The organism is Amycolatopsis sp. NPDC114504 (assembly GCF_055633595.1).
Genome location: NZ_JBVKDU010000002.1, coordinates 1,355,022 through 1,378,352, shown reverse-complemented (window position 1 = coordinate 1,378,352; position 23,331 = coordinate 1,355,022). Strand labels below are relative to the sequence as shown.

Sequence of the window (23,331 nt, the reverse complement as noted above, 5' to 3'; positions counted from 1 at the left end):
CCCGTCACGTCTGTCCGATATCGATTTGATCGCCGCGGACCTCGTTGCCGACCAACGTCGGTTGCCCCGGCCCCACCCGGCCTATATCAATAGCCGGACTCCGCACGCGAAACCCGATAAGGGGCAACTTCATGTCACGACTCCGCTACGCGGTGGTGATCCCGGCGATCGCCGGCACGCTGCTGGCCGGGTTCACGCCCGCCTTCGCGGGCCAGGAGGTCGCGGCCGCCAAGCAGCCGCTGAACTCCACGAACATCCCGGCGCAGTACGCCAGCCAGAAGCTCGACTGGCACAAGTGCGCGGTCCCCTCCGAGCTGCCGACGGCCCCGCCCGCGGGCGCCGAGGACATGGAGTGCGCGACCTACAAGACGCCGCGCAACTGGTACCAGGCGAACGCCCAGATCGACCTGACCATCGCGGTCAGCCGGCTGAAGGCGACCAAGGACGCGACCGCCAGCGTCGTCACCAACCCCGGCGGCCCGGGTGCGCCCGGCCGCAACTTCCCGGCCCGGCTGCGCAACCAGCCGAAGCTGCGGGAGCACCAGGAGATCGTCGGGTTCGACCCGCGCGGCACCGGCAAGAGCACGAACATCACGTGCGGCGGGGCCATCGGCACCGGCTCGGACCTGGACCCGCGTGACCGCGACCGCCAGAACCTGAACCTGATCGTCCAGGCGACGAAGTACGCGGCGCTGTCCTGCCAGCAGAAGTCCGGCGAGCTGGGCCCGCTGATCAACACCGACCAGACGGTCAAGGACATCGACCTGCTGCGCGTGCTGCTCGGCCGCGACAAGATCAACTGGGTCGGCTACTCGGCGGGCACCTGGATGGGCGCGCACTACGCCCAGGCCTACCCCACGCGCACCGGCCGGTTCGTGCTCGACTCCTCGACGGAGTTCACGACGACCTGGCAGAAGTCGTTCGACTGGCAGCCGCTCGGCTTCGAGCGCCGCTGGCGGCAGGACTTCCTCCCTTGGATGGCGAAGTACGACAAGCTCTACCACTTCGGCACCAGCGGTGAAGCCGCTCGCCAGACCTACGAGCAGGTCCGCTACGCCCTGACCCAGGGCGCGGTCACCCTGCCCGACGGCTCGTCCGTGTCGGCCAACGGCCTGGACGCCTTCATCGCGTCGTCGATCTACTCGAAGCGCTCCTTCCCGGGCCTGGCGGACTACCTGGTCAGCGTCCGCACGCTGACCCAGGGCACCGCGTCGGCGCAGGCCAAGACGTCGGCCGCGCAGAAGGTCAAGGCCGCCGACAAGAGCACCGACACCTCCGGCGCGCAGCCGCTGATGGTGCCGACCGACGGTGACTCGTACGACGCGTCGTTCTGGACCATCCCCTGCAACGAGGGTCCGTGGACCGGCACGACGAACAGCGCGATCAAGGACTCGCAGAAGCTGATCGACAAGCAGCAGCCGCTGCTGGGCGCGGGCTGGTTCATCCAGCCGTGCCTGTTCTGGAAGAAGACCCCGGCGCCGCTGCCCGTGCTGGACGGCAAGGGTGTCCCGCCGGTGCTGATCGTCGAGTCGGAGCACGACCCGGCGACCCCGATCGAGGGCGCGCGGCGCGCGCACAAGGCGTTCGCGAACTCGCGGATGCTGACGATCACCGGCGAGGGTGACCACGGGATCTACGCCGGCGGCAACGCGGGTGTGGACAAGGTCGTGGAGGCCTACCTGGTCGACGGCGTCGTGCCGAACGACCAGAACCTGCCGGGTGTGGCACTTCCGGTGCCTCCGGGCGCCTGACACCACAAGGGCTAGTGGGGCCCCGTCGGACTTCGGTCCGGCGGGGCCTTTTCCACACCTGTGCACAGAGTTATCCACAGGCGGTGGACAACTCGGGTCGTACTAGAATCCCTCTCATGGTGCGGGTACCGCTGACGGACGAAGAGCGCGAACGGGGCGAACGCCTCGGCCAGGCGCTGCGGGCGGCCCGGGCCGGCCGGAGCATGGTCGACGTCGCCGGCGAGGCCGGGATCTCGGTCGAGACGCTGCGGAAGATCGAGACCGGGCGAATCCCCACGCCGGCTTTCTTCACGGTCGCGGCCATCGCGGACGCCGTGGGGCTGCCGCTGGAGGAGCTGCGGGCGGCTGTCGTCTCCGCGGGGTCGCCGCCGCTGTCGCAGGCCAGCTAGCGCCCTGGTCATGCACTGGCACCTCACCGAGGACGTCGACGACTTCCTGGCCCGGGCCGGCGGCTTCCTGCGCTCGCGTCCCGCCCTGCACACCTCGCAGCTGACCGGGATCGAGAAGCTGCGGACCCACGGGGAGAAGGGCACCCTCTTCGGCCGGCTCGAGCAGGACGGCGAGGTCCGCGCGATCTGCTACCGCCCTCCTTCACAACGCCTGATCGTCACCGCGGTCTCGGCCGAGCAGGCCGGCGGCCTCGCCGCTCACGTGGCCGGCCTCGGCCACGTCCTGCGCGGTGTCACCGCCGAACGCGACTCCGCCGGCGCTTTCGCCGAGGCGTGGCACCGGCACACCGGCGTGACGTCGGTGCCCGGGGTGCGGGTCCGGCTCCACCGGCTCGGCACGCTCGCCCCGCCGGAGCCGGTCCCGGCGGGCCGGGGACGCCCGCTCGGGCCGCCGGATCGCGAGGACGTCATCCGCTGGTGCACCGAGTTCGCCGCCGCCGTCGGGGAGACCGTGGGTTCCTGGGCCGGCTCGCGCTTCGCCGACAAGCACTTCACGTTCTGGGAGACCGAAGGCCCGGTCGCCATGGCGGGCTCGACCCCGATGATCGCCGGCATGGTCCGGGTCGATCCCGTCTTCACCCCGGCCCGCTTCCGGGGCCACGGTTACGCGGGCGCCGTGACGGCCGAGGTGAGCCGGGCCGCGCTGGCCGCCGGGGCGACCGACGTGGTGCTCTACACCGACCCCGCCAACGTCACCAGCAACGCCCTCTACCGGCGGCTCGGCTATGTCCCGATCGCCGACTTCACCGGGTACGACTTCTCCTAGACCGGGCGAAGCTGGTTCAGGATGTGCTCGCGGTCGTTGAGGAACGCGCACGCCGCGACCGGCAGGTCGTAGCTGTTCAGGAGCTTCTCGAAGTCGGAGAACTCGTCCGCCGAGAACCCGAAGCCGACCTTGACGGCGTGGGCCGCCAGCACGTCGGCCAGCTCCTCCCACTCGCCGGCCCACAGCAGGGTCCGGTAGTGCGTGTACGCCTCCGGGGACAGGCGGTCCGCGAGGCTCGTCAGCAGGCTGTCGGCGAAGAAGCTGATCCGGTTCTCCGCCAGGTCCGCCACCGTCGGGTTCGCCGGGTCGCGGGCCGCGTCGGGGTTGCGGATCACCCCCGGACCCGCCACCGGGTACGCCGTGTGGACCTGGCCGTTCTCCTCGACCAGCACGATCACGTGGACGTTGAACCGCTCGCCCGCGCAGCGCCAGCGGCCGTTCAGCTGCTGCCACCGGGCTTCGCTCGGGTCGTTCGCCACGTCCTTGACCACCGAGATGATGTGCTCGTTGCTCCAGCCGGGCGGGAACTCGCTGGTCGCCCTCCGCCCGACGCCCGGTGCGTGTCCGCCGCCCACGGGTGCTCCCTTCGTCGCAACGAGCGTAGGTCAAATGGCGGCGGAGAGCACCACGATCCCGATGACGTGCAGGTCGAGACCCCGGAAGAGCTGCCGGGTCAGGTTGGCCGGCATCGGCCCCATGGGGGTGTCGACGAAGCCCGGGTTGGCGTAGTCGACGCCGGTGCGCGTGACCGTGCGCAGGATCGACAGCACCGCCAGCGGCACCGCCAGCCACGCGCCCACGGCGAACGACGTCCCGGCCGCGAAGGTCACCGCGGCCAGCACGCCCGCCCAGACCAGGCCGGCGACGGCGAGCACCACGCCGTGGGCCAGCACCAGCTCGCGGTTGGACGACCCCAGCCAGCGGCGGCGGCCCGGGTTGCGCCACAGCTCGCCGAGCCCGGCGCCGAACGGCGTCAGCGCGACGTACGCGCCGAGGCCGGTCAGGACCGCGCCCGGCAGGGTCGGCAGCGCAATGTGCGCGACGACCACCGCGAAGCCCACCAGCACCGCGGCGCCCGCGTAGCGCGACCGGCCGAGCGTGCCCGCCCAAGCCAGCCGCAACGGCGTCGGGCGGCGCACGGAGATCCGCCCGGTCGGCGCGGACGGCGGGAGCAGCATCATCGGGTCGAGGAAGGTGACGGCGACCGAGCGCAGCACCCGGCCGTCCCACCCGGCGAGCAGCGCGGACCGGCCCGCGCGCGGCACCGGCTCGCCGCCGAACGCCAGCGGCAGCGCCGCGACCAGCACGCCGGCCGCGACGAACTGCACGGTCACCGGGCCGAGGCCGAGCGCGGCGATCACCAGCCCGAGCACCGCGAGCACCAGCGGGCCGAACGCGTCGAACCGCAACGACGTCCGCCGCGCCGAAGCGAACGCCACCACCGCGGTCGCGGCGACGACGGTGATGCCCGCGCGCCACTGGTCGAGCCCGGCCCCGCCGACGGCGAGCATCAACGCGGCCAGGTAGCCGGTCACCGCCACCGCGCCGGTCCAGGCGCCGAGCAGCCGCAGCGTGACGACGCGGCCGCGGTCCACCGGCGCGAAGTCGAGCCAGGTCAGCTCCGCCGGCTCGACCCACACGAACCCGCGGCGCAGCAGGCCGCGCCAGGCCACCGCGCAGCAGAGCGTGAGCAGCCCGAGCACGGCCGGGAAGTCCACGTGGGACGAGCCGTAGACGGCCTGGCGCCAGGCGTCGACGTGGAAGAACGCGGTGAAGAGGAACCCGAAGCCGAACAGGAAGACGAAGGAAGCCGTGTCGCCGCTGAAGATCCCGCCGAACCGCTTGCGACCCGGGATCCGCATCCGTCGCGGGGCGAGCGTCACCACAGTTCGAGCACGCTGTCCGCGGCTTCGAGCAGCGGCGGGTGGTGCGTGGCCACCACGACCGCCGCGCCGGCCGCCGTCGACCGGGCGATCACCTCGACCAGCCACTCCTTGCCCGCGGTGTCGAGCGCGCGCTCCGGCTCGTCGAGCAGCAGCACCCGGTGCGGGCGCGCGGTGACGCCGAGCAGCAGCAACCGGCGGCGCTGGCCCGCGGAGAAGTGCCCGGACGTGACGCGCATGCGTTCGCCAAGGCCCGCGTCACGCAGCAGTTCCTCGTGGTCGCCGAGATCGGCGCCGAACGAGCCGGACAGGAGCTCGAGGTGCTGCAGCGGGGTCAGCTCGGCGAAGAAGTCGGAGTCGTCGAACAGCACGGACACCTTGCGGCGGAACTCGACGTCCCGCTCGTCCGGCACCTTGCCCGCCACGAGCACGCGCCCCCGCTGCGGCTTCTGCATGCCGTAGAAGCAGCGCATCAGGGTCGACTTGCCGACGCCGTTGGGCCCGACGATCGCGGCGCACTCGCCGGGGTCGACGGAGAAGTCCAGGTCGTCGAACAGCCACAGGTCGCCGGCCCGGACCCCGATGCCCTTCGCGTCGATCATCGGAGTGCTTCGAGCACCGGGGCGAACTGCTCCATGTTCGGCTCCAGGACGGTGTAGTAGGTCAGGCCGTACCGCTCGCGGTGCGCGTGGAGCTGCTCGGCGACCGCGGTGGGCGAACCGATCAGCGCCGTCGGCAGCTCGGCGAGCTGCTCGACGCTCAGCACGCCCTGCGTCAGCTTCGCCAGCTCTTCGAGCGCCCCCGCGCGGTCGTCGGTGATGTGCACGAAGTGGCAGAGCAGGTTGAACTCGGCTTCGCGACCACCGAGCTTCGACCGGACGAACTTGACGCGCTCCTCGATGTCCTCGGCGCTCGCCGGGATCGGGGCACCGCCGTCCGGGAACTTCGCGGTACCGGTGAACCCGATGATGTCGGCGTGCTCGGCCGCGAGGGTCAGGATCCGGTCGCCGCGGCCGGCGAGCAGCAGCGGCGGGCCTTCCGGGCGCACCGGCGCCGGCTCGTGCTCCGGATCGGCGTACAGCCGCTTCAGTTCGAGGATCGTCCGCTCGAGGTGGTCGACGCGCTCGCGTGCGGACGGGAACGGCATCCCGGCCGCTTCGAACTCCCCCTTGACGTACCCCGCGCCGAGCCCCAGCTCCAGCCGGCCTTCGGTGAACTGGTCGGTGCCCGTGACGTCGCGCGCGAGCAGCACCGGGTTGTAGAAGGGCGAGTTGAGCACGAAGGTGTTGAGCTTGACGCGCGAAGTGACCTCGCCGGCGAGCACGAGTGCCGGGAACGGCGGCGCCATGCCGAGGTGGTCGGCCGCGGACAGCACGTCGTAGCCGAGGTCCTCGACCTTGCGGCACTTCTCGACCCACGCGGCACGGCTGTCCGGCACGACCATGTTGACGCCGAAGCGGAATTCCCCAGTCATGCGACCAACGTACTCACCGGAGCTTTTCGATCACCGGGGCCAGCCTGGTCAGGTCGTCTTCGAGCACCGTGAAGTAGCTGACGCCGAGGGTCTCGCGGGTCCGCAGCACCTGCTCGGCCACGGCTTCCGCGGAGCCGGCGAGGACCGTGGCCAGCGCGCCGAGCTCGTCGACGCCGAGGTGCGGCACGAGCCGGTGTGCCGTCTCGAGGGCCGCCCGCCGGTCGTCGGTGATCCGGACGAAGTGGACCATCAGGTTCAGCTCGGCGTCCCGGCCGTCGAGCACCCGCTTGACGAAGCCGGCGCGCTCGGCCAGCGCGGTGGCATCAGCGAGGGCGAGCCGCCCCTCGGACGCGCCGGGCGCCGTACCGGTGAGGGCGATGGTGTCGGCGTGCGCGGCGGCGAAGGTCAGCATCCGGTCGCCCCGGCCGCCGAGCAACAGCGGCGGCCGCGGGCGGCCGGTGAACACGCGCTCGATTTCGGTGACCACGTCGACGACCCGCGTGAACCGGCGGCCGGGCGTGCCCCAGTCGATCCCGGCGGCTTCGAACTCCGCGCGGACGTACCCGGCGCCGATCCCGATCTCGAGGCGACCGCCGGTGAAGTCGTCGAGCCCGGCGAGGTCGCGGGCCAGCAGCACCGGGTTGTGGAAGCTCGCGTTGAGGACGTAGGTGTTCAGCCGGATCCGCTCGGTCGCCTCGGCGGCGAGGAGCAGGGCGGGCACCGGCGCGACCCGCCCGAGGTGGTCGACCACGCCGACGACGTCGTAGCCGAGTTCCTCGGCCTTGCGGCACTTCTCCACCCACTCGGCTCGCGAGCCGGGAACGTACAGCGCCACCCCGAAGCGGAACGGTCTCATGGACCCGAAAGTACAGAAGGGGACGCCCCGAGGGACGTCCCCTTCTGCTCGGTGAGACTCAGCCGAGGCGCTGGGCCAGCGCGTCGAGCTCGTCACGCAGCGAGGTCGGGACCTCGCCGATCTTCTGGAACCACTCCTCGATGAGCGGCAGCTCCTCGCGCCACTCCTCGGGCTTGACGTCCAGGGCGGCCTGGATGTCCTCGATCGGCTCGGTCAGGCCCTCGGTGTCGAGGTCCTCGGCCCGCGGCACGAAGCCGACCGGCGTCTCGACGGCGTTGCCCTTGCCCTCGACGCGCTCGACGACCCACTTGAGGATCCGCGAGTTCTCGCCGAAGCCCGGCCACAGGAAGCGGCCGTCGTCGCCGCGGCGGAACCAGTTGACGTAGAAGATCTTCGGCAGCTTGTTCGCGTCGGCGTTCTTGCCCAGGTTCAGCCAGTGCTTGAAGTAGTCACCGGCGTGGTAGCCGAGGAACGGCAGCATGGCCATCGGGTCGCGGCGCACGTTGCCGACCGCGCCGGCCGCGGCCGCCGTGGTCTCCGACGACATGGTGGCGCCCATGAAGACGCCGTGCTGCCAGTCGCGGGCCTCGTTCACCAGCGGCACCGTGGTCTTGCGACGGCCGCCGAAGAGGATCGCCGAGATCGGCACGCCCTTCGGGTCGTCCCACTCGTCGGCGAGGATCGGGCACTGCGACATCGGCGTGCAGTAGCGCGAGTTCGGGTGGGCGGCCTTCTCGTCGGAGTCGGGCGTCCAGTCCTGGCCCTTCCACGACGTGGCGTGGGCCGGCTTGTTCTCCATGCCCTCCCACCAGATGTCGCCGTCGTCGGTCAGGGCGACGTTCGTGAAGACCGTGTTGCCCTTCTCGATCGTGCGCATCGCGTTCGGGTTGGTGTGCCAGTCGGTGCCCGGCGCGACGCCGAAGAAGCCGAACTCGGGGTTGACCGCGTACAGGCGGCCGTCCTCGCCGAAGCGCATCCACGCGATGTCGTCACCGAGGGTCTCGGCGCGCCAGCCCGGGATGGTCGGCTGCAGCATCGCGAGGTTGGTCTTGCCGCAGGCGCTCGGGAACGCCGCCGCGACGTAGTGGACCTTGTCCTCGGGCGAGATCAGCTTGAGGATCAGCATGTGCTCGGCGAGCCAGCCCTCGTCGCGGGCCATCACCGAGGCGATGCGCAGCGAGTAGCACTTCTTGCCCAGCAGCGAGTTGCCGCCGTAACCCGAGCCGTAGCTCCAGATCGCGCGCTCTTCGGGGAAGTGCGAAATGTACTTCGTCGTGTTGCAGGGCCAGGAAACGTCCTTCTCGCCCGGCTCGAGCGGGTGTCCGACGGAGTGCAGCGCCGGCACGAATTCACGCTCGCTGCCATCCGGCGCGACGAACTTGTCGAGGGCCGCCTTGCCCGCGCGGGTCATCACGCGCATCGAAGCGACAACGTAGGCGAAATCGGTGATTTCGATACCCAGCTTGGGATTCTCGTCGGCGAGGGGACCCATGCAGAAGGGGATGACGTACATCGTGCGACCGCGCATCGAGCCCCGGAAGAGCTCGGTCATGGTCGCCTTCATCTCGCCCGGGTCCATCCAGTTGTTGGTGGGACCGGCGTCCTCGGGACGCTCCGAACAGATGAAGGTCCGGTCTTCGACGCGGGCGACGTCGTTGGGGTCGGAAGTGGCCCAGAAGGAGTTGGGCTTCGACTTGAGCTGCACGAACGTCCCGGCCTCGACCAGCTCCTGGTTGATCCGGGCGGCTTCTTCGTCTGACCCGTCGACCCACACCACGCGGTCCGGGGTGGTCAGTTCGGCGACCTCCCGGACGAAGGACAGCACGCCGGTGTGCGTCGTCGGCGCGGTGTCCAGTCCGGGGATGGCGACTGCGGTCATCTCTACTCCTGACTTCCGACGACAAATGAGCCCGCACCGGGAACGACGCTGTTCCGGTGCGGGCTTCATTGCCTGCGGCCGAATGGCTTCGCACACCGGCTGACGACCGGTGTGCGGGGTTTTGGGATTCTTCGAGAGTAACCGCATGACCAGCAGGTAACCGAGAGCTGACGTGTACGTTCTCTCACAAGACCGATAAGGGAATCGATTCAGATGGCGGATTTTCTTTTGTTGAAGACATGAAGAAAGCCCGAGGCCGAAGCCTCGGGCTTTCAAACTGTGACCTGGCTAACTTTCAGTTGGGGGAGATCCACTGCCCGGTGCCGGAGTCGATGCGCGCGACGCCTTCGAGGGTCTGCGTGCCGGCCGCGCCCCACGCCGCGTCGTCGGCCGGGTCGCCGAGCTGCTCGCCGCTGCCGGAGTCCAGCAGTCCACTCGAGACCTCGGTCCACTGGCCGGGCCCGCTGTGCTCGAACGTCGTGGTCGTCCCGTCCGCGTCGGTCTGCACGGCGATGTCCGCTTCGCCGTCGCCGTCCTTGTCGGTGAAGGCGATCGTGCCGCCGCTCTTCGTCTCGACGATGGCGGTGTCGTTGTGCCCGTCGTGGTCGGTGTCGATCGTCGCGGCACCCGCGTCGACCTCGCCATCCGGCATGTCCGCGTGGATGTGGCCGCCGGAGGTGTCGTCGTGGCCGCTGGTGCCGGAGTCGTCGTGGCCGCCCCCGGAGGCCTCGACCCACTCGCCGCTGGCCTCGTCGTAGACGGCCTGCTCGACGACGTGCCCGGTCTCGTCCAGCACGGCGTACTGGTCGGCCTCACCATCGTGGTTCGTGTCGATGAAGGCCTGGGAGGTGCCGTCGTCGTGTTCGACGATCGCGGTGTCGTTGACGCCGTCCTCGTTCACGTCGTAGTTGACCTCGGCCTGGTACTCCTGGCCGTCGACGTGGACGGTCATCGCCTCGCTGCCGCTGGCACCGGTGTCGCTGCCGCCGCTCTCGTCGACCCACATGGGAACTGCCCCCTTTGAACCGGGTAACGCCGTCTCTGACCTGCTGTCGGAGGGTATGACTCACCGTAGGCCCGTTCGGTTCCGCTCCACAACCGGACGGGCGATCAGGCCGTCTTGTCCCGCAGTGCCCGGATCCGCGTCAGGAAGCTTTCGGCCCGCTCACGGCCGTCGCTGACCTCTTTGAGCCGCTTCGAGACGACCGCGATCTTCTTGGCGCGTTCCTGGGCGCCCATCTTGATCGTCTTGTCGACTTCCTTCAGCTCGGCCTCGATCGCGTCGATGCGCCGGCCCAGCGCTTCGTCCAGTGCCATCGACAGCTGCTGTTCGGCCTCGATGAGCTGCTCGGCGACGAGCTGGTCGAGCGTCGAACGCGCGTCCGCGATGGCCTCGACCAGCCACTGCTTCATGTGCTGCTTGTCGGCCGCGTGCTTGCGCGTGCGGGCCATCCACCAGCCGGCGCCGAGGCCGATGATGATCGTCGCGGGCAGCACGACGGGGTTGAGGATCGCGACGCCGGCCAGCGGCAGCGCGGCCACCTTGCCGGCGCCGACGCCGCCGGAGATGCCCATGAACACGAGCAGCTTGTCCTCGGCCGTCGGCGGCTTCTTGTCCGGCGGGCGCAGCACCACCGGCGGGCCGCCGGCCCGGGCGAACTGCGCGCGGATGACGTCGAGCTCCTCGGCGGAGAACAGCTCCGACAGCGAGACGTTGGTGACCTGGTTCAGCCGCTGGGAGAGCAGCATCGAGATCCGCTGCGACGTCGTCTGCAGCGCGATGTCGACCTGCTGCGGCAGCGCGGCGAGTGCGTCGCGCTTCGCCGCGTCGATCAGCTGGCGGAAGTGGGTCTGCGCGTCCCGCATCTGCCTGCTGCTTTCGTGCAGGACCTCGACGCGCGTGCGCTGCACCTCGCCACGCAGCTTGAGCTGCCAGCCACGGGTCGACGTCCGGCGTTCGGCCTGCAGCTGGTCACGGCGTTCGCGCAGCAGCTCGGCCTCGGCCTCGCCCGCGGACAGCGCCCGGCTTTCGGCCTGCAGCTTCGCCTTCAGCTCACCCAGCGCGCTGGAGAGCGCGCGCAGCGTGTTCGCCTCGCCGAGCATGGCCGAGCGGCCGACGAGCAGCTCCTGCAGCGCCATCTGCACCGCGGCGACGCCGGACTTCTCCCGCAGCATCGCGGCCATCTGCTCGTTGGGCGCCTTCGCCGCCGTCTCGAACATCCGCGCCGACACCGGGTGGAACACCGAGTCGGCGAAGCGGGGGGCGTGCTCGCGCAGCAGCTGCTGGTCGGCCGCCATGACCTCGCGCCAGCCGCGGAACATGTCCACCTTGGTCAGCGCGAACACCACGGTCTCGACGCGCTCGCCGACGTCGCGCAGGAACTGCAGCTCGGTCGAGGTGAACGGCGCCGACGCGTCGACGACGAACAGCAGCGCGGTCGCGCCCGCGGCGGCTTCCTTGGCGAGCTCGCCGTGCATCGAGTCGAGCCCGCCGACGCCGGGGGTGTCGACCAGCGAAAGGCGTTCGAGCAGCGGCACCGGGCCGGTGACCTCGACGTACCGCGGCGGGATCTGGCCGGCCGGCAGCTCGTGCGCGGCGGAGACCCAGTTGATCAGCTGGCCGAGGTCGATCGGCACGGACGCGAGCTGGCCGGGGTAGCAGGCCTGCGCGCCCCACGCGTCGGCGTGGTCGAACACCAGGTAGGTCGCGGTGGCGACGTCGGCGTCCACAGGGGACAGTCCCGGGGTCGCGAGCAGCGCGTTGACCAGGGAGCTCTTCCCGCGGTTCGTCTCCCCGACGACCACGACGGCCGGCTTCTTCGGCCGGGCCGCGCGGACCTGGTCGACCCACTTGGCGGCGGCCGGGTCGGCGTCGCGGACGACGGTCAGCAGCTGGTCTCGCGCCGCCGCGACCTGCGAGGGCAGGCTCGGCGCGGTGGGTGCGCTCACGGGGTCTTCTTCGCGTAGACGATGACGATCGGGGCGCGCAGCAGGCGGTCGTGGTCGGCGAACCCGGTGACCTCGGTTTCGGCGACTACGCCGTCGAGCGCCGGGTCTTCGGTGGGGACCGCGCCGCCGGCCTCGTGGCGGGCCGGGTCGAACCGCTCGCCGTCGGGCCGGAGGGCCTGGACGCCGATGGCGGCGAGGCCCGCTTCGAGGCGTTCGACGACGCCGCCGCTGCGGGCCCGGTCCAGCGCGTAGAGGCACATCTGGATCAGTGCCTGGCGATCCGCGAGGGCGCGCTCGAGATCGGTCACCTGTTGCAAGGGGTGCACATCGGTTTCCGACGCTGGGGCTCCGTCGCCGGTTCCCTTCTCGGCGTCGGCCTGCTTGATGATCTCGGCGATGCTCACCGCCGCGATCTGGCCGGTGGGGGTGTCGTCCGGATCGACGGATCCGTCCTTGCGAAACCACGCCATGAGCACCACCCCGTCCCGGTTGCGCCAGATTTCACCAGTCTGGCCGACTCAAGCGCCATCCGGGGCCGAAACGGGACGAAGGAACCGGACCAGGATCGTCCGGAGGATCACTTGTTCCGCCGGGAGATCGAGGTCGGGGTCGAGGGCGGCCCGCGAGATCATCGCGTCGATCAGCCCGGCGACCCAGCCGGCGGCCGCGCGCGGGGTGACGCCGGGGTCGATCAGCCCGGCGGCGGCCGCCCGCTCGACCAGCACGGCCAGGCCGTCGCGGAGGGCACCGTCGTTGCGCCGGATCAGCTCGGCGAACTCGCCGTCGCGGGCGGCCTGCGCCGCGGCCTCCAGGACCAGCCGGACGACGACCGGGTGCGCGACCTGGCCGGCCAGGTCGGTGACGACGTCGAGCAGCGCGGTCCACGGGTCGTCGGCCTTCGCCGCGGTTTCGAGGCGCGCGGCCGTCTCGACGGCGTCGTCGGTGAAGATCGCCGTGAAGACCGCGCGCTTGTTCGGGAAGTAGTGGAAGAGGCTGCCGGAGCTGATGCCCGCGGCCCGGCAGATGTCCGCCGTCGTCGTCCGCTCGAAGCCCTTCCCGGCGAAGCAGCCGGCGGCGGCGTCGACGATCGAGGCGCGCTTGGCCGCGTGCTTGGCCGGGTCGACCGTCCTCATCGCTCGACCGGCGGCTCGTCGCGCCAGGGGTAGCCGTGCTCGGCGAACGCGGGCGCCAGCTCGTCGTTGCGCAGGTCGGTCTTCTCGCGGGCGATCTCGCGGCCGTCGGTGGTGCGCAGGACGAGCTCCTTGCCGTCGAGGTAGACGGCTTCGAGGTCGGCCTCGATGCGCCGGGTCTTGTCGCCGCGGACCAGCGTGACCCGGGTCGGCGACACCGTGACGACCAGGCGCTCGACCGCCCAGACCACGGCGAACACCAGGCCCAGCGCGAGCCCGCCGGCCACCGCGGCGAGCGTCGCCCACGGTTGCGGCAGCTTCGTGAGCACCTTGAACACGCCCTGGAACGGGAAGGCGTCGAGGCCGCTGACCCAGGCGGCGATGGCCCAGACGCCCACGCCGAGCGCGCCACCGGCCAGCGGGCAGCCGATCCAGGACGCGGTGCGCAGCCACGACGGCTCGTCGACGGTCGTCTCCATACCGTCCATTATTAGACCGCGTACTCGGTTTATGAGAGCCGGGGCTCAGACCAGCTCGTCGATCACCCCGCGGAGCACGGCTTCGAGGCCGGGGCCGTCCTCGGCGAGCCGGGACGAGACGAGCAGCTGGTCGTCGGCCGTGCGCAGCCAGATCGACCCGGCCACGGAGATCTCGATGACGTTCAACCGGAACGGGTACGCGCGCCGCCCCAGCCGCACCTCGGCTTCGCGCACCAGCTGGCCGAGCCGCTCGCCGGCCACGATCTGGCGCCGGTAGAAGCCGGGCGCCCACGGCGTGCCGCCCGGGGATTCGCCCGCGCCGCGCAGGGCGGGCCCGCGCGCGTTGGCGAAGTGACGGGCCGCGGCCGGGCCGAAGACGTCGAGTGCCTGCCGCATCGCCGAGCCCTGCGCGAGCGCCGGCCTGCCGTAGCGGGAGCGCGGGCTGCGCGGGTCGGGGTCTTCGCGGTTGCGGAGGAAAGCCAGGAGGTCGGTCCACCAGTCGGCCCACTGCGCCTGGACGGCCGCACGGTCGACCCCGGCCGGGACGTGCACCGGGACCTGCGGCTCCACGGGCGGGAGCACCTGTCCTTCGGAAACGGACAGGGCCAGGGCGTCACGGATGTACAGCGCGACGTCGATCTCGTTCTCGCTGCTCCAGCCGGCTCGCCAGGATGTCGTGTTTTCTAGGCGCACGAGTCAACAGTACGCGGAAAAGCGCGCCTACCAGCGAGAGTCGGCAAGCAGAAACAAGCGTCAGGCTTCGCGCACCTGTTGCCAGATCAAGAAGTACGCCCGGTGCACGACGTGCGCGACGCGGCTCTGCGCGGGCGTCGCACCGAAGGACGCGAAGGACCGCCACCAGCCCGCGCGTTCGAGCGCGTGCGCGGCCAGCTCCGGCCGGGGCGCGCCGGGCTTGCCCAGCTGGGCACCGATGTCGGCGTTGCTGCCGACCCGCAGCACCTCTTCCGACAGGTCCTCCGGCATGTCGACCGCACCGGACGCGACCAGCGTCAACGCTTCGAGCAGCCGCAGCTGGTGAGCCTCGGGCTTGGCGAGCAGCACCTCGATGGCGTCGTGGACGCGCTGGCGCTCGCCCGGGTCGCCCGAGGCGTGCGCGAGCGCGGTGACCGACGCCAGTGCGGCAGCCGCCTTGATGCCGTCGGCGCGGGCGGCGAACACGATCGACAGCCGCTGCCGCACCGATTCCAGCCCGGACGCGTCGAGCAGCGAGCGCCGCAGCGCGCCCGCCGTGAGGTCCGGTTCCTTGCGGATGGCCTCGACGGCGTGGGAGATGCCGAACAGGTCGAGCTTCTCCAGCAGCCGCAACCGGGTGCCCGACGGGACGTCGCACTCCCAGCTGGTGAAGATGTCGGCCGAGATCAGCATGGTCTGCAGGACGTCGTCGTCGAGGTCGGCGAGCTGCCGCAGCGCCTCGGCGTCGGCGGAGGTGAACCCGCCGGACTCGGCCGACTCGGCGATCAGCCCGATCACCGGCAGCACGTCGGCGACGCGCGGCTTCAACGTCGACGCCTGCTTCTCCGACAGGATCGTCGCGGCCTTCCAGACGTCGCCGCCGGAGCCTTCGACCGACTCCGGCGCGATGGTGTCGGCCTTGTTCAGCACGGCGATGGCGTTGACCGGGCCGGCCTCGCGGCTCGCGGTGGCCGCGGTGAAGGCGGCGAGGGCCTGCTGGTCGTCGGCGCGGACGCCCTGGGTGACGACGTAGAGCACGGCCTCGGCGCCGGCGACGGCGTTGCGCGAGGTGTCGTCCAACTCGTCGGAGCCTTCGTCGTCTTCTTCCTTGCGGTGCTTCGCGGCGCCCAGGAGCAGCTCGGTGCGAGACACCGAAGCGGCGTCGAGCGAGCCGAGGCCGGGGGTGTCGATCACCGTCATGCCCTGGAGGACGGCGTTGGTCAGGTACGCCTCGATGTGCGACACCGTGGTGATGTCGACGCCCAGCTCCGCCGGGATCATCCCGTCGGAGGCGAAGGGGAGCACCTGCTTGCGGCCGTCGGTGAAGACGATCTCGACGCGGTCGACCGTGCCGTACTGGAAGCGGGTCACCAGCCGCGTGCACTCACCGATGTCGGTGGGCGCGACCCGGCGCCCGATCAGCGCGTTGACCAGCGTGGACTTGCCCGACTTGATCCGCCCGGCGACGGCCACCTGCAGCGGCGCGCCGAGCCGCCGCAGCACCTCGGCGAACCCGGCCGCGGTGCGCGCGGAGACCTGCGACTGCAGGCGGTGACACAGGTTGGCCACCGACATCGACAGCGGACCCGCGAGCCGGCCCTGCTCCGGTGACGTCACGGCCCCCAGCCCTCTCGTCGTACGGACAACCCCGTGAATCGTCCCATGGTCGCCGGTCGGTGCGGTGCGGACGCCCCCGGTCACCGTCGCCGACCTCGGGGGCGGCCGGCTACGTCGAGGTCCGGAAAGGGGTGGTCGGCCGCCGGCCGCGGACCTGGTTCCGGCTGACCCCCGCCGGGCGCGAAGCGTTCCAGGCGCACGTCGGGTGGCTCCAGCGGGCCGCGCGGGTGCGTCCCGGCGAAGTGGCACCGGCGCCGGGACCCTGACGGGTCCTCATCCCGAGGTCGCACCGAAGGTGGTACCGACGACCGACGCGCGTTCTCCGCGCCGCGACCTAGGGTTGTCTGGTGCGACGGCTGAGTCTCTGGATGCGTGCCCACCCCATGGCGGGCGACACGGTGCTCGCCGTCCTGCTCGGCTTGGTCGACATGCTGTTCTTCGTCGCCGACGGCTTCGCCGAGCTGCCGGAGCTGCCGCCCTGGTACGTCGCCGTGCCGATCAACATCGCCATGGTCGCGCCGCTGGTTTTCCGGCGGAAGTCGCCGCTGTGGTCGGCCTACGTCGTGCTGGTCGTCAGCATCGTGCACGCGACGCTGATGCTCGGCATCGGCAGCGTCGCCGGGCTGGCGATGAGCATCTACTCGGTCGTCGTCTACGCCGGGCGGCGGCAGGGGCTCGTGTTCGTCGGCGCGGTCATCGCGTCGTCCGCCGTGCAGCTGGCGCTGGGCCCGAGCGACGAGCTCGTCATCTCGGTGCTGTTCCTCGCGTTCGGCATCGCCCTGTGCTGGACGCTCGGCGAGTTCGTCGGCGCCCGGCGCGCCTACGACGTGGAAGTGGAGGCCAGGTTGCACCTGCTCGAAACCGAACGGGACCAGGCCACCCGGATCGCGGTGGCCGAGGAGCGCGGGCGGATCGCGCGTGAACTGCACGACGTCGTCGCGCACGCGGTGAGCGTCATGGTGGTGCAGGCCGACGGCGCGTCGTACGCGATCGAGAGCAACCCCGAGCTCGCCCGGCGGGCCCTGCAAACGATTTCCGAGACCGGCCGCGGCGCGCTCGGCGAGCTGCGGCGCCTGCTCGACGTGCTCCGCAGCGACGACGCCGACGGCGAGCCGCGCGTGCCGCAGCCGGACGCGCACGCCCTCGTCGAGCTGGCCGACCGGATGCGCACCGCCGGCGTGCCGGTGGAGCTGGAGACCAACGAGCTCGGCGACCTGCCCGCGGGCGTCTCGCTGGGGATCTACCGGATCGTCCAGGAGTCGCTGACCAACACGCTCAAGCACGCGGGCCGCGGCGCGACCGCGGCGGTGCGGGTGCACCGCACCGGCGACCTGGTGGAGGTGCTGGTGTCCGACGACGGCGCCGGCCGGCTCCCGCAGCTGACCGCGGCCGGCGGACGGCTGCCGGGCGGCAACGGCTTGATCGGCATGCGCGAACGCGCGCACGTGTACGGCGGGACCCTGGACGTGGGCCCGGCTCCGGGTGGTGGGTGGCAGGTCCGCGCGGCCCTGCCGGTTAGGTTGGACAAGTGATCCGTGTCGTGGTCGTCGACGACCAGGAACTGATGCGCGTCGGGTTCCGGATGGTGCTGGGCGCGCAGGCCGACATCGACGTCGTCGGCGAGGCGGGCGACGGCGCGCAGGCCATCAAGATGGCCGAGGAGCTGCGCCCCGACGTCGTGCTGATGGACGTCCGGATGCCGGTGCTCGACGGCGTCGAAGCGACCAAGCGGATCGTCGCCGCCGGCACCGCGCGCGTGCTCGTGATGACGACGTTCGACCTCGACGAGTACGTCTACTCGGCGCTGCAGGGCGGGGCGAGCGGGTTCCTGCTCAAGGACACCCAGCCCGGCCACCTGGTGTCGGCGCTGCGGGCGGTCGCCTCGGGCGACGCGGTCGTCTCGCCGTCGGTGACCCGGAGGCTGCTCGACCGCTTCGTCGGCACCGGCGGCGCCCCGATGCGCGACACCGCGGAGCTGGACGTGCTCACCGACCGCGAGCGCGAGGTGCTCGTGCTGATCGCCAAGGGCATGTCGAACCTGGAGATCGCCGAGACGCTGTTCCTCTCCGAGGCGACGGTGAAGACGCACGTCGGGCGGATCCTGGCGAAGCTGGAGCTACGAGACCGGGTGCAGGCCGTGGTGCTGGCCTACGAAACCGGCCTCGCGCGCCCCGGCTTGGCTTGAGCTTCAGCGGAAGTCGTCCGGCGGGGTGGTCACCGGGTCCTTGCCCGCGTGGCGGACCTCGGTGAGCCAGCGGCCGAAGTCCGGCCGGTCGCCGTCGACGTCCGTGTAGCCGTACTCCTTCATCAGCGTCCACGACGCCAGCGTCTGACCGGCGAAGCGCGCGACGTCCGGGTCCTGCGCCAGGGCCGCGACGCCGCGCGCGAGCAGGTACGGCGTCTCGGAGATCTTGAAGTCGACCGGCGCGATCTTGCCGACGGCGTCACGCCAGTTGTCCTCGGTGACCTCGAAGACGTCGAGCATCGACTCCGACCGCAGGAAGCCCGGCGTGACGGCGAGCCCGACGCAGTCGTTCTTCTTCAGCTCGACGCCCAGCGCCCGGCCGAGCGCGCGGATGCCGCATTTCGCCAGGTAGTAGGGGAGACCCGCGCCGACGTAGTCGTCGTTGTCGCCGTCGGTCACCTCGAGCACCAGCCCGCGGCGGGCGACCACCAGCGGCAGCAGCTTGTGCAGCGCGATGAGGTGGGTGTCGAGCGCGTTGTGCGTCAGGTTCAGCGCGTCTTCGAGCGGCGTCTCCCAGAACGGCGCGTCGAAGTGGAAGAACATGTCGCCGCCCCAGACGTCGTCGACCAGGATGTCGATTCCGTCCACTTCGGACTCGATGCGCGCCTTCAAGGCGTCCACATCGGACACCGACGTGAAGTCGCAGCGGACGACGACGGCCTTGCCGCCGGCCGCCTCGACGAGTTCACCCGTCTCTTCGATCGTTTCCGGACGCTTCAGCGGTGACGCCGTTTCGCGCGTCGTGCGGCCGGTGACGTACACCGTCGCGCCCGCGCGGCCCAGCTCCACCGCGATCGCCCGCCCACAGCCCCGGGTCGCTCCGGTGACCACGGCTACCTTGCCCTGCAAACTCATGCGTCCTCCCGTCCCCGCCACGCGGACAGCACCGCGTCGACGTCCTCCGCCAGCCGGTCGGCCAGCCGCCCGTGCGGCCGGATCGACCAGTCGATCGACACCCCGTTGATCACGTCCAGCACGACCCGTGCCGCGCGCGGCACGCTCGGCGCGTGCGGCAACGACGAGGCCGCCGCCCGCACCAGCCGCCGCAGCTCTTCTTCGACCGCCGTGAAGTGCTCGCCCAGCAGCGACCGCAGCACCGGGTCGCCGATGTCCACGCCGAGCTGGCCCAGGTGGTTCGCCGCTTCTTCGGCGTCACCCAGCACCTCGTAGACCGACACCGCGGCGGCACGCAGGCCGTCGACCGGGTCGTCCGCCCGCTCGGCGCGCTCGCGCATCAGCTCGACCGCCCGCTGGGTGTTGCGCCGGCTGACCGCCTGCAGCAGGCCGCTCTTCGAGCCGAACCGCTGCGCGACCGTGCCGACCGAAACCCCGGCCTCCGAAGCGACCTGTGCGAGCGTGAAACCGGGGCCGCAGCGGCCGATCACGGTCTCCGCCGCACCCAGCAAGCGCTCGTCGGTGATGCTTCTCGGCCGGGCCACCCAGTTATTGAACCACAGTTCATTAATGCCGTCGAATCAGGGTCGTCTCAGGGTCATCACGGATCGCGCATCGGCCGAAGAGCCAGCAAGGTACTACTCAGGTAGGGGGCCCGGTTCGGTCTCCAGGGTGACGCGCGAACCGGCTCCGACCCGCGACGATGAACGCGTCGTAAGCGAGGGGCGGAAGAGGAGCAGTCATGATCGAGGCAACCGGCCTCACCAAGCGGTACGGAAAGACACTGGCGGTGAACAACCTGTCGTTCTCCGTGGCCGCGGGTCAGGTCACCGGCTTCCTCGGCCCGAACGGGGCGGGCAAGTCCACCACCATGCGGATGATCCTGGGCCTGGACAACCCCACGGGCGGTCAGGTCACCATCGGGGGCAAGAAGTACCACGATCTCAAGGAACCGCTGCGCACCGTCGGCGCGCTGCTCGACGCGAAGTGGGTGCACCCCAACCGCTCGGCGCGCGCCCACCTGCAGTGGATGGCGAAGTCCAACCGCATCCCGGACGCCCGCGTCGACGAGGTGCTCGACACGGTCGGTCTCACCAGCGTCGCGGGCAAGCGCGCCGGCGGGTTCTCGCTCGGCATGTCGCAGCGGCTCGGCATCGCGGCCGCCCTGCTCGGCGACCCCGAGGTGCTGTTGTTCGACGAGCCGGTGAACGGCCTGGACCCCGAAGGCATCCTCTGGATCCGGAAGTTCATGCACCGGCTGGCCGAAGAAGGCCGGACCGTCTTCGTGTCGAGCCACCTGCTTTCCGAGATGGCGCTGACCGCGAGCAACCTCGTGGTGATCGGCCGCGGGCAGCTGATCTCGCAGTCCTCCACCGAGGACTTCGTCTCCCGCGCCGCGGAGAACACCGTCAAGGTGCGCTCGCCGCAGCTCGCCGAGCTGCGCGAGGTCCTGCACCGGGCGAGCGCCGGGGTCGCCGAAGAGGGGAACGCGCTCGTGGTGTCCGGGATGGACAGCGACAAGATCGGGGAGATCGCCGCGTCCAACCGGATCGTGCTGCACGAGCTGAGCCCGCAGACCGGCTCGCTCGAGCAGGCCTTCATGCAGATCACGGGCGACTCCGTCGAGTACCACACCGGTCTCGACGCCGAGGCGCAGCACGTGCTCGAGTCAGCCAAGTAAACGGGGAAACCAAGATCATGAACCTACTCGCGGTCGAACGCATCAAGCTGTTCAGCACCCGCTCGCCGTGGTGGTGCGCGCTCATCACCCTGGTCCTGGCCATCGGCTTCTCGGCCATCATCGCCGGCGCGACGTCGGCCGACTCCCAGCTCACGACGTCCGCCACGCTGTTCGGCGGCACCCAGTTCGGCATCGCGGTCGTGATGGTGCTCGCCGCGCTCGCGGTGACCACCGAATACCGCTTCAACACCATCCGCACCACGTTCCAGGCGGTGCCGCACCGCTCGCCGGCGCTGATCGCCAAGGCGGTCGTCGTCGCGCTGGTCGGGCTGGTGATCGGCGAGATCGCCGCCTTCGGCGCCCTCGGTCTCGGCATGCTCATGCGGCCGAACGACGGCCTCGGCCTGCACACGTCGCAGGACTGGATGAACGTCGCCGGCCTCGGCCCGGTGTTCGCCATCAGCGCCGTGCTCGCCGTGGCGCTCGGGATCCTCATCCGGCACAGCGCCGGAGCCATCGCACTGCTGCTCATCTACTACTTGGCCGTAGAGGAGCTGGTGCAGCTGATTCCGAAGATCGGGCACACCATCCACGAGTGGCTGCCGTTCAACGTGGCGAACAAGTTCTTGCGCGGCTCGGCGGTCGTCGACGGCCCCCCGCCGTCGGACTCGCCGCTGAGCCCGGGCTGGGCGCTGGCGTACTTCGCCGGCATCGCGATCGTGTTCCTGCTCGTCGCACTCGGGGTTGCGAAGAAGCGGGACGCCTGAGGGGAAACAGGGGAAATAGGGGAAAGAACGGGAGTCCGGGTCGCGCTGTCGGGGGGCGACCCGGACTCCCGTTTCCCGATAGGCTCGACCGGTGATCGAAGCGAACGCACTGACCAAGCGGTACGGGGACACCACCGCGGTCAACGAGCTGACGTTCACCGCGCGGTCGGGGCGCGTCACCGGCTTCCTCGGCCCGAACGGCGCCGGCAAGTCCACGACCATGCGGCTGGTCCTCGGTCTCGACACGCCCGACGCGGGCACGGCGCTCATCGACGGCGTCCCGTACCGGCGGCTGGAAGATCCACTCAGGACGGTCGGCGCGATGCTGGACGCCACCTGGCGCCACCCCGGCCGCAGCGGACGTGACCACCTCCGCTGGCTGGCCGCGACCAACGGCATCCCCGAGAAGCGCGTCGACGAGGTGCTCGCGCTGGTCGGGCTGACGAGCGCCGCCGGGCGCCGCGCCGGGCAGTACTCGCTCGGCATGCTGCAGCGGCTCGGGATCGCCACCACGCTGCTCGGCGACCCGCGCGTGCTCCTGTTCGACGAGCCGGTGAACGGCCTCGACCCCGAGGGCATGGCCTGGATCCGGCAGCTGCTGCACGCGCTGGCCGCCGACGGCCGCACCGTGTTCGTCTCCAGCCACCTGCTGCCCGAGATGGCGCAGACCGCGCAGGACCTGGTCGTGATCGGCCGGGGCCGGCTGATCTACCAGGGCACGATGGACGACTTCGTCGCGCAGACGAGTGAACACGGCGTCCGGGTGCGCACCCCGCACGCCGACGAGCTGCGGGCCGCGCTGACCGGGCAGGCGGAGTTCACCGAGGCCGACGGCGCCTTCGTGGTGTCCGGAATGGACAGTGACCGGATCGGGCAGCTCGCCTTCGACGCCGGCGCGACGCTGCACGAGCTGAGCCCGATCACCGGCTCGCTCGAGCAGGCCTACCTCGACCTCACCCGCGAAGCCGTCGAGTTCGCCATGCCCGCCTCGCCTGCTGCGTCTGCTTCGGAGGTCACCCGATGACCACGGCCGCCAACCTGCTGCGCGCCGAGCGCATCAAGCTCTTCAGCACCCGGGCGCCGTGGTGGTGCCTGGCACTGGCGCTCGCCGCGCCGCTCGGCTTCACCGCGCTGTTCTTCGCGCTGGCCGGGCCGGAGATCCCGCCGACCGTCGGCAACACCCAGCTCGCCAGCGGCAACGGCCGGACCGTGCTGGTCGTCCTCGCGATCCTCGCGACGGCGGCGGAGTTCAACTGGGGCACGATGCGGCTGACGTTCCAGGCCGTGCCGAGCCGGGTGCCCGCGCTGCTGGCGAAGGTCGCGGTCATCAGCGCGGTCGGCGCCGGGCTCGGGCTGCTCGTCGGCTTCGGCTCGTGGGGCCTGGCGACGCTGGTGAACCCGGACGCGGACCTCGCGCTGCACTCGGGTGCGGAGTGGCGCTCGGTGCTCGGGCAGAGCCTGGTCTTCCTGCTCGCGGCGGTGGCCGGCGTCGGCGTCGCCCTCCTGCTGCGCAGCATCGCCTTCGCCCTGACCGCGGTGCTCGTCTGGACGCAGGTGCTCGAAGCCGTGGTGCTCTTCATCCCCGGCATCGGCAAGCACCTCTACCAGTGGATGCCGTTCCACGCGGCCGACCAGTTCGTCGGCGCCGGCGGGTTCGGCGCGGGTGCGCTGCAGCTGCCGGCGGCTCCGCTCGGCCCGTGGGGCTACCTCGGTTACTTCGCGGCGATCTGCGTTGCACTCTTCGTGGCCGGGGTGCTCGTCACGGCGAGGCGCGACGCCTGAGCGTGACCGTCATCTCATTACTGCAAAAAACTGCGT

At 71.1% G+C, this 23,331-nt stretch carries 25 protein-coding genes; 10 read left to right on the top strand and 15 right to left on the bottom strand.

The features are described 5' to 3' along the window. Positions 1 to 131 precede the first annotated feature (131 nt). The 3 genes from ACZ7PG_RS18465 to ACZ7PG_RS18455 all read left to right on the top strand — a co-directional run bounded on the left by ACZ7PG_RS18465 (position 132) and on the right by ACZ7PG_RS18455 (position 2,966). Positions 132 to 1,751, top strand: a complete 1,620-nt coding sequence (locus ACZ7PG_RS18465; protein ID WP_470240234.1) for an alpha/beta hydrolase — start codon at positions 132 to 134, stop codon at positions 1,749 to 1,751. Positions 1,752 to 1,867: 116 nt separating this feature from the next. Then, on the top strand, positions 1,868 to 2,140 hold the full coding sequence (locus ACZ7PG_RS18460; RefSeq protein ID WP_470240233.1) for a helix-turn-helix domain-containing protein: 273 nt from the start codon (positions 1,868 to 1,870) through the stop codon (positions 2,138 to 2,140). 10 nt (positions 2,141 to 2,150) lie between these two features. Next, on the top strand, positions 2,151 to 2,966 hold the full coding sequence (locus tag ACZ7PG_RS18455; RefSeq protein ID WP_470240232.1) for a GNAT family N-acetyltransferase: 816 nt from the start codon (positions 2,151 to 2,153) through the stop codon (positions 2,964 to 2,966). Here ACZ7PG_RS18455 and ACZ7PG_RS18450 read toward each other — a convergent pair. The 13 genes from ACZ7PG_RS18450 to ACZ7PG_RS18390 all read right to left on the bottom strand — a co-directional run bounded on the left by ACZ7PG_RS18450 (position 2,963) and on the right by ACZ7PG_RS18390 (position 15,884). Beyond that, complete coding sequence (locus tag ACZ7PG_RS18450) at positions 2,963 to 3,541, bottom strand: EndoU domain-containing protein (protein WP_470240231.1); 579 nt, start codon at positions 3,539 to 3,541, stop codon at positions 2,963 to 2,965. The genes ACZ7PG_RS18455 and ACZ7PG_RS18450 overlap by 4 nt on opposite strands. 30 nt (positions 3,542 to 3,571) lie before the next feature. Beyond that, positions 3,572 to 4,852 (bottom strand): DUF6297 family protein, encoded by a 1,281-nt coding sequence (locus ACZ7PG_RS18445; protein WP_470240230.1) that lies wholly within the window; start codon positions 4,850 to 4,852, stop codon positions 3,572 to 3,574. After that, a complete protein-coding gene (locus tag ACZ7PG_RS18440; RefSeq protein WP_155548199.1) occupies positions 4,846 to 5,451 on the bottom strand; it encodes an ABC transporter ATP-binding protein in 606 nt (201 codons plus the stop codon). Before ACZ7PG_RS18440 ends, ACZ7PG_RS18445 begins: the two co-directional genes overlap by 7 nt. Continuing rightward, the gene (locus tag ACZ7PG_RS18435) at positions 5,448 to 6,323 is read right to left on the bottom strand and encodes an LLM class F420-dependent oxidoreductase (RefSeq protein WP_470240229.1); all 876 of its coding nucleotides are present in this window, start codon (positions 6,321 to 6,323) and stop codon (positions 5,448 to 5,450) included. Before ACZ7PG_RS18435 ends, ACZ7PG_RS18440 begins: the two co-directional genes overlap by 4 nt. Positions 6,324 to 6,336: 13 nt before the next feature. Continuing rightward, complete coding sequence (locus ACZ7PG_RS18430) at positions 6,337 to 7,179, bottom strand: TIGR03621 family F420-dependent LLM class oxidoreductase (RefSeq protein WP_470240228.1); 843 nt, start codon at positions 7,177 to 7,179, stop codon at positions 6,337 to 6,339. A gap of 58 nt (positions 7,180 to 7,237) precedes the next feature. After that, on the bottom strand, positions 7,238 to 9,058 hold the full coding sequence (locus tag ACZ7PG_RS18425; RefSeq protein ID WP_470240227.1) for a phosphoenolpyruvate carboxykinase (GTP): 1,821 nt from the start codon (positions 9,056 to 9,058) through the stop codon (positions 7,238 to 7,240). A 295-nt stretch (positions 9,059 to 9,353) separates the two neighbouring features. After that, complete coding sequence (locus tag ACZ7PG_RS18420) at positions 9,354 to 10,064, bottom strand: hypothetical protein (RefSeq protein WP_470240226.1); 711 nt, start codon at positions 10,062 to 10,064, stop codon at positions 9,354 to 9,356. A gap of 104 nt (positions 10,065 to 10,168) precedes the next feature. After that, a complete protein-coding gene (locus ACZ7PG_RS18415) occupies positions 10,169 to 12,007 on the bottom strand; it encodes a dynamin family protein (RefSeq protein WP_470240225.1) in 1,839 nt (612 codons plus the stop codon). Continuing rightward, on the bottom strand, positions 12,004 to 12,477 hold the full coding sequence (locus ACZ7PG_RS18410; RefSeq protein ID WP_470240224.1) for a nucleotide exchange factor GrpE: 474 nt from the start codon (positions 12,475 to 12,477) through the stop codon (positions 12,004 to 12,006). Before ACZ7PG_RS18410 ends, ACZ7PG_RS18415 begins: the two co-directional genes overlap by 4 nt. A gap of 48 nt (positions 12,478 to 12,525) precedes the next feature. Continuing rightward, complete coding sequence (locus ACZ7PG_RS18405; RefSeq protein ID WP_470240223.1) at positions 12,526 to 13,140, bottom strand: TetR/AcrR family transcriptional regulator; 615 nt, start codon at positions 13,138 to 13,140, stop codon at positions 12,526 to 12,528. Continuing rightward, positions 13,137 to 13,616, bottom strand: coding sequence for a YqeB family protein (locus tag ACZ7PG_RS18400; RefSeq protein ID WP_470240222.1), 480 nt, complete (start codon positions 13,614 to 13,616; stop codon positions 13,137 to 13,139). Before ACZ7PG_RS18400 ends, ACZ7PG_RS18405 begins: the two co-directional genes overlap by 4 nt. A gap of 45 nt (positions 13,617 to 13,661) precedes the next feature. After that, positions 13,662 to 14,309 (bottom strand): hypothetical protein, encoded by a 648-nt coding sequence (locus ACZ7PG_RS18395; RefSeq protein ID WP_470240221.1) that lies wholly within the window; start codon positions 14,307 to 14,309, stop codon positions 13,662 to 13,664. A gap of 60 nt (positions 14,310 to 14,369) precedes the next feature. Continuing rightward, positions 14,370 to 15,884, bottom strand: a complete 1,515-nt coding sequence (locus ACZ7PG_RS18390; RefSeq protein ID WP_470240794.1) for a dynamin family protein — start codon at positions 15,882 to 15,884, stop codon at positions 14,370 to 14,372. A 32-nt stretch (positions 15,885 to 15,916) separates the two neighbouring features. Between ACZ7PG_RS18390 and ACZ7PG_RS18385 the strand changes: the two genes are divergently transcribed. From ACZ7PG_RS18385 to ACZ7PG_RS18375, 3 genes are all read left to right on the top strand, one after another. After that, positions 15,917 to 16,192 carry a transcriptional regulator gene (locus tag ACZ7PG_RS18385; RefSeq protein WP_470240220.1) on the top strand — a complete coding sequence of 92 codons (276 nt, stop codon included), beginning with the start codon at positions 15,917 to 15,919 and terminating at the stop codon, positions 16,190 to 16,192. Between the two features lie 102 nt (positions 16,193 to 16,294). Further along, positions 16,295 to 17,458: a sensor histidine kinase gene (locus ACZ7PG_RS18380; RefSeq protein WP_470240793.1), complete on the top strand. Its 1,164-nt coding sequence runs from the start codon at positions 16,295 to 16,297 to the stop codon at positions 17,456 to 17,458. Next, positions 17,455 to 18,111, top strand: coding sequence for a response regulator (locus tag ACZ7PG_RS18375; RefSeq protein ID WP_470240219.1), 657 nt, complete (start codon positions 17,455 to 17,457; stop codon positions 18,109 to 18,111). The genes ACZ7PG_RS18380 and ACZ7PG_RS18375 overlap by 4 nt, the downstream gene beginning before the upstream one ends. 3 nt (positions 18,112 to 18,114) lie before the next feature. Here the strand turns inward: ACZ7PG_RS18375 and ACZ7PG_RS18370 are convergent, their stop codons facing one another. Both ACZ7PG_RS18370 and ACZ7PG_RS18365 read right to left on the bottom strand, forming a co-directional pair. Then, positions 18,115 to 19,026, bottom strand: coding sequence for an SDR family NAD(P)-dependent oxidoreductase (locus ACZ7PG_RS18370; protein ID WP_470240218.1), 912 nt, complete (start codon positions 19,024 to 19,026; stop codon positions 18,115 to 18,117). Then, positions 19,023 to 19,610: a TetR/AcrR family transcriptional regulator gene (locus tag ACZ7PG_RS18365; protein WP_470240217.1), complete on the bottom strand. Its 588-nt coding sequence runs from the start codon at positions 19,608 to 19,610 to the stop codon at positions 19,023 to 19,025. Before ACZ7PG_RS18365 ends, ACZ7PG_RS18370 begins: the two co-directional genes overlap by 4 nt. Before the next feature lie 197 nt (positions 19,611 to 19,807). Between ACZ7PG_RS18365 and ACZ7PG_RS18360 the strand changes: the two genes are divergently transcribed. The 4 genes from ACZ7PG_RS18360 (at position 19,808) to ACZ7PG_RS18345 (ending at position 23,295) form a co-directional block, all read left to right on the top strand. Next, on the top strand, positions 19,808 to 20,746 hold the full coding sequence (locus ACZ7PG_RS18360; RefSeq protein WP_470240216.1) for an ABC transporter ATP-binding protein: 939 nt from the start codon (positions 19,808 to 19,810) through the stop codon (positions 20,744 to 20,746). 17 nt (positions 20,747 to 20,763) lie between these two features. Then, positions 20,764 to 21,513: an ABC transporter permease gene (locus ACZ7PG_RS18355; RefSeq protein ID WP_470240215.1), complete on the top strand. Its 750-nt coding sequence runs from the start codon at positions 20,764 to 20,766 to the stop codon at positions 21,511 to 21,513. A gap of 91 nt (positions 21,514 to 21,604) precedes the next feature. Continuing rightward, complete coding sequence (locus tag ACZ7PG_RS18350; RefSeq protein ID WP_470240214.1) at positions 21,605 to 22,537, top strand: ABC transporter ATP-binding protein; 933 nt, start codon at positions 21,605 to 21,607, stop codon at positions 22,535 to 22,537. Next, positions 22,534 to 23,295, top strand: coding sequence for a hypothetical protein (locus ACZ7PG_RS18345; RefSeq protein WP_470240213.1), 762 nt, complete (start codon positions 22,534 to 22,536; stop codon positions 23,293 to 23,295). Before ACZ7PG_RS18350 ends, ACZ7PG_RS18345 begins: the two co-directional genes overlap by 4 nt. The last annotated feature ends 36 nt before the right edge of the window (positions 23,296 to 23,331 follow it).

Excerpts from the sequence above, each read along its gene's own strand:
- ACZ7PG_RS18345 (WP_470240213.1), top strand. The coding sequence starts at position 22,534 with ATGACCACGGCCGCCAACCTGCTGCGCGCCGAGCGCATCAAGCTCTTC.
- ACZ7PG_RS18405 (WP_470240223.1), bottom strand. The coding sequence starts at position 13,140 with ATGAGGACGGTCGACCCGGCCAAGCACGCGGCCAAGCGCGCCTCGATC.
- ACZ7PG_RS18380 (WP_470240793.1), top strand. The coding sequence starts at position 16,295 with ATGCGTGCCCACCCCATGGCGGGCGACACGGTGCTCGCCGTCCTGCTC.
- ACZ7PG_RS18370 (WP_470240218.1), bottom strand. The coding sequence starts at position 19,026 with ATGAGTTTGCAGGGCAAGGTAGCCGTGGTCACCGGAGCGACCCGGGGC.
- ACZ7PG_RS18455 (WP_470240232.1), top strand. The coding sequence starts at position 2,151 with ATGCACTGGCACCTCACCGAGGACGTCGACGACTTCCTGGCCCGGGCC.
- ACZ7PG_RS18465 (WP_470240234.1), top strand. The coding sequence starts at position 132 with ATGTCACGACTCCGCTACGCGGTGGTGATCCCGGCGATCGCCGGCACG.
- ACZ7PG_RS18355 (WP_470240215.1), top strand. The coding sequence starts at position 20,764 with ATGAACCTACTCGCGGTCGAACGCATCAAGCTGTTCAGCACCCGCTCG.
- ACZ7PG_RS18390 (WP_470240794.1), bottom strand. The coding sequence starts at position 15,884 with ATGTCGGTGGCCAACCTGTGTCACCGCCTGCAGTCGCAGGTCTCCGCG.
- ACZ7PG_RS18400 (WP_470240222.1), bottom strand. The coding sequence starts at position 13,616 with ATGGAGACGACCGTCGACGAGCCGTCGTGGCTGCGCACCGCGTCCTGG.
- ACZ7PG_RS18410 (WP_470240224.1), bottom strand. The coding sequence starts at position 12,477 with ATGGCGTGGTTTCGCAAGGACGGATCCGTCGATCCGGACGACACCCCC.
- ACZ7PG_RS18440 (WP_155548199.1), bottom strand. The coding sequence starts at position 5,451 with ATGATCGACGCGAAGGGCATCGGGGTCCGGGCCGGCGACCTGTGGCTG.
- ACZ7PG_RS18460 (WP_470240233.1), top strand. The coding sequence starts at position 1,868 with ATGGTGCGGGTACCGCTGACGGACGAAGAGCGCGAACGGGGCGAACGC.
- ACZ7PG_RS18430 (WP_470240228.1), bottom strand. The coding sequence starts at position 7,179 with ATGAGACCGTTCCGCTTCGGGGTGGCGCTGTACGTTCCCGGCTCGCGA.
- ACZ7PG_RS18425 (WP_470240227.1), bottom strand. The coding sequence starts at position 9,058 with ATGACCGCAGTCGCCATCCCCGGACTGGACACCGCGCCGACGACGCAC.
- ACZ7PG_RS18435 (WP_470240229.1), bottom strand. The coding sequence starts at position 6,323 with ATGACTGGGGAATTCCGCTTCGGCGTCAACATGGTCGTGCCGGACAGC.
- ACZ7PG_RS18360 (WP_470240216.1), top strand. The coding sequence starts at position 19,808 with ATGATCGAGGCAACCGGCCTCACCAAGCGGTACGGAAAGACACTGGCG.
- ACZ7PG_RS18420 (WP_470240226.1), bottom strand. The coding sequence starts at position 10,064 with ATGTGGGTCGACGAGAGCGGCGGCAGCGACACCGGTGCCAGCGGCAGC.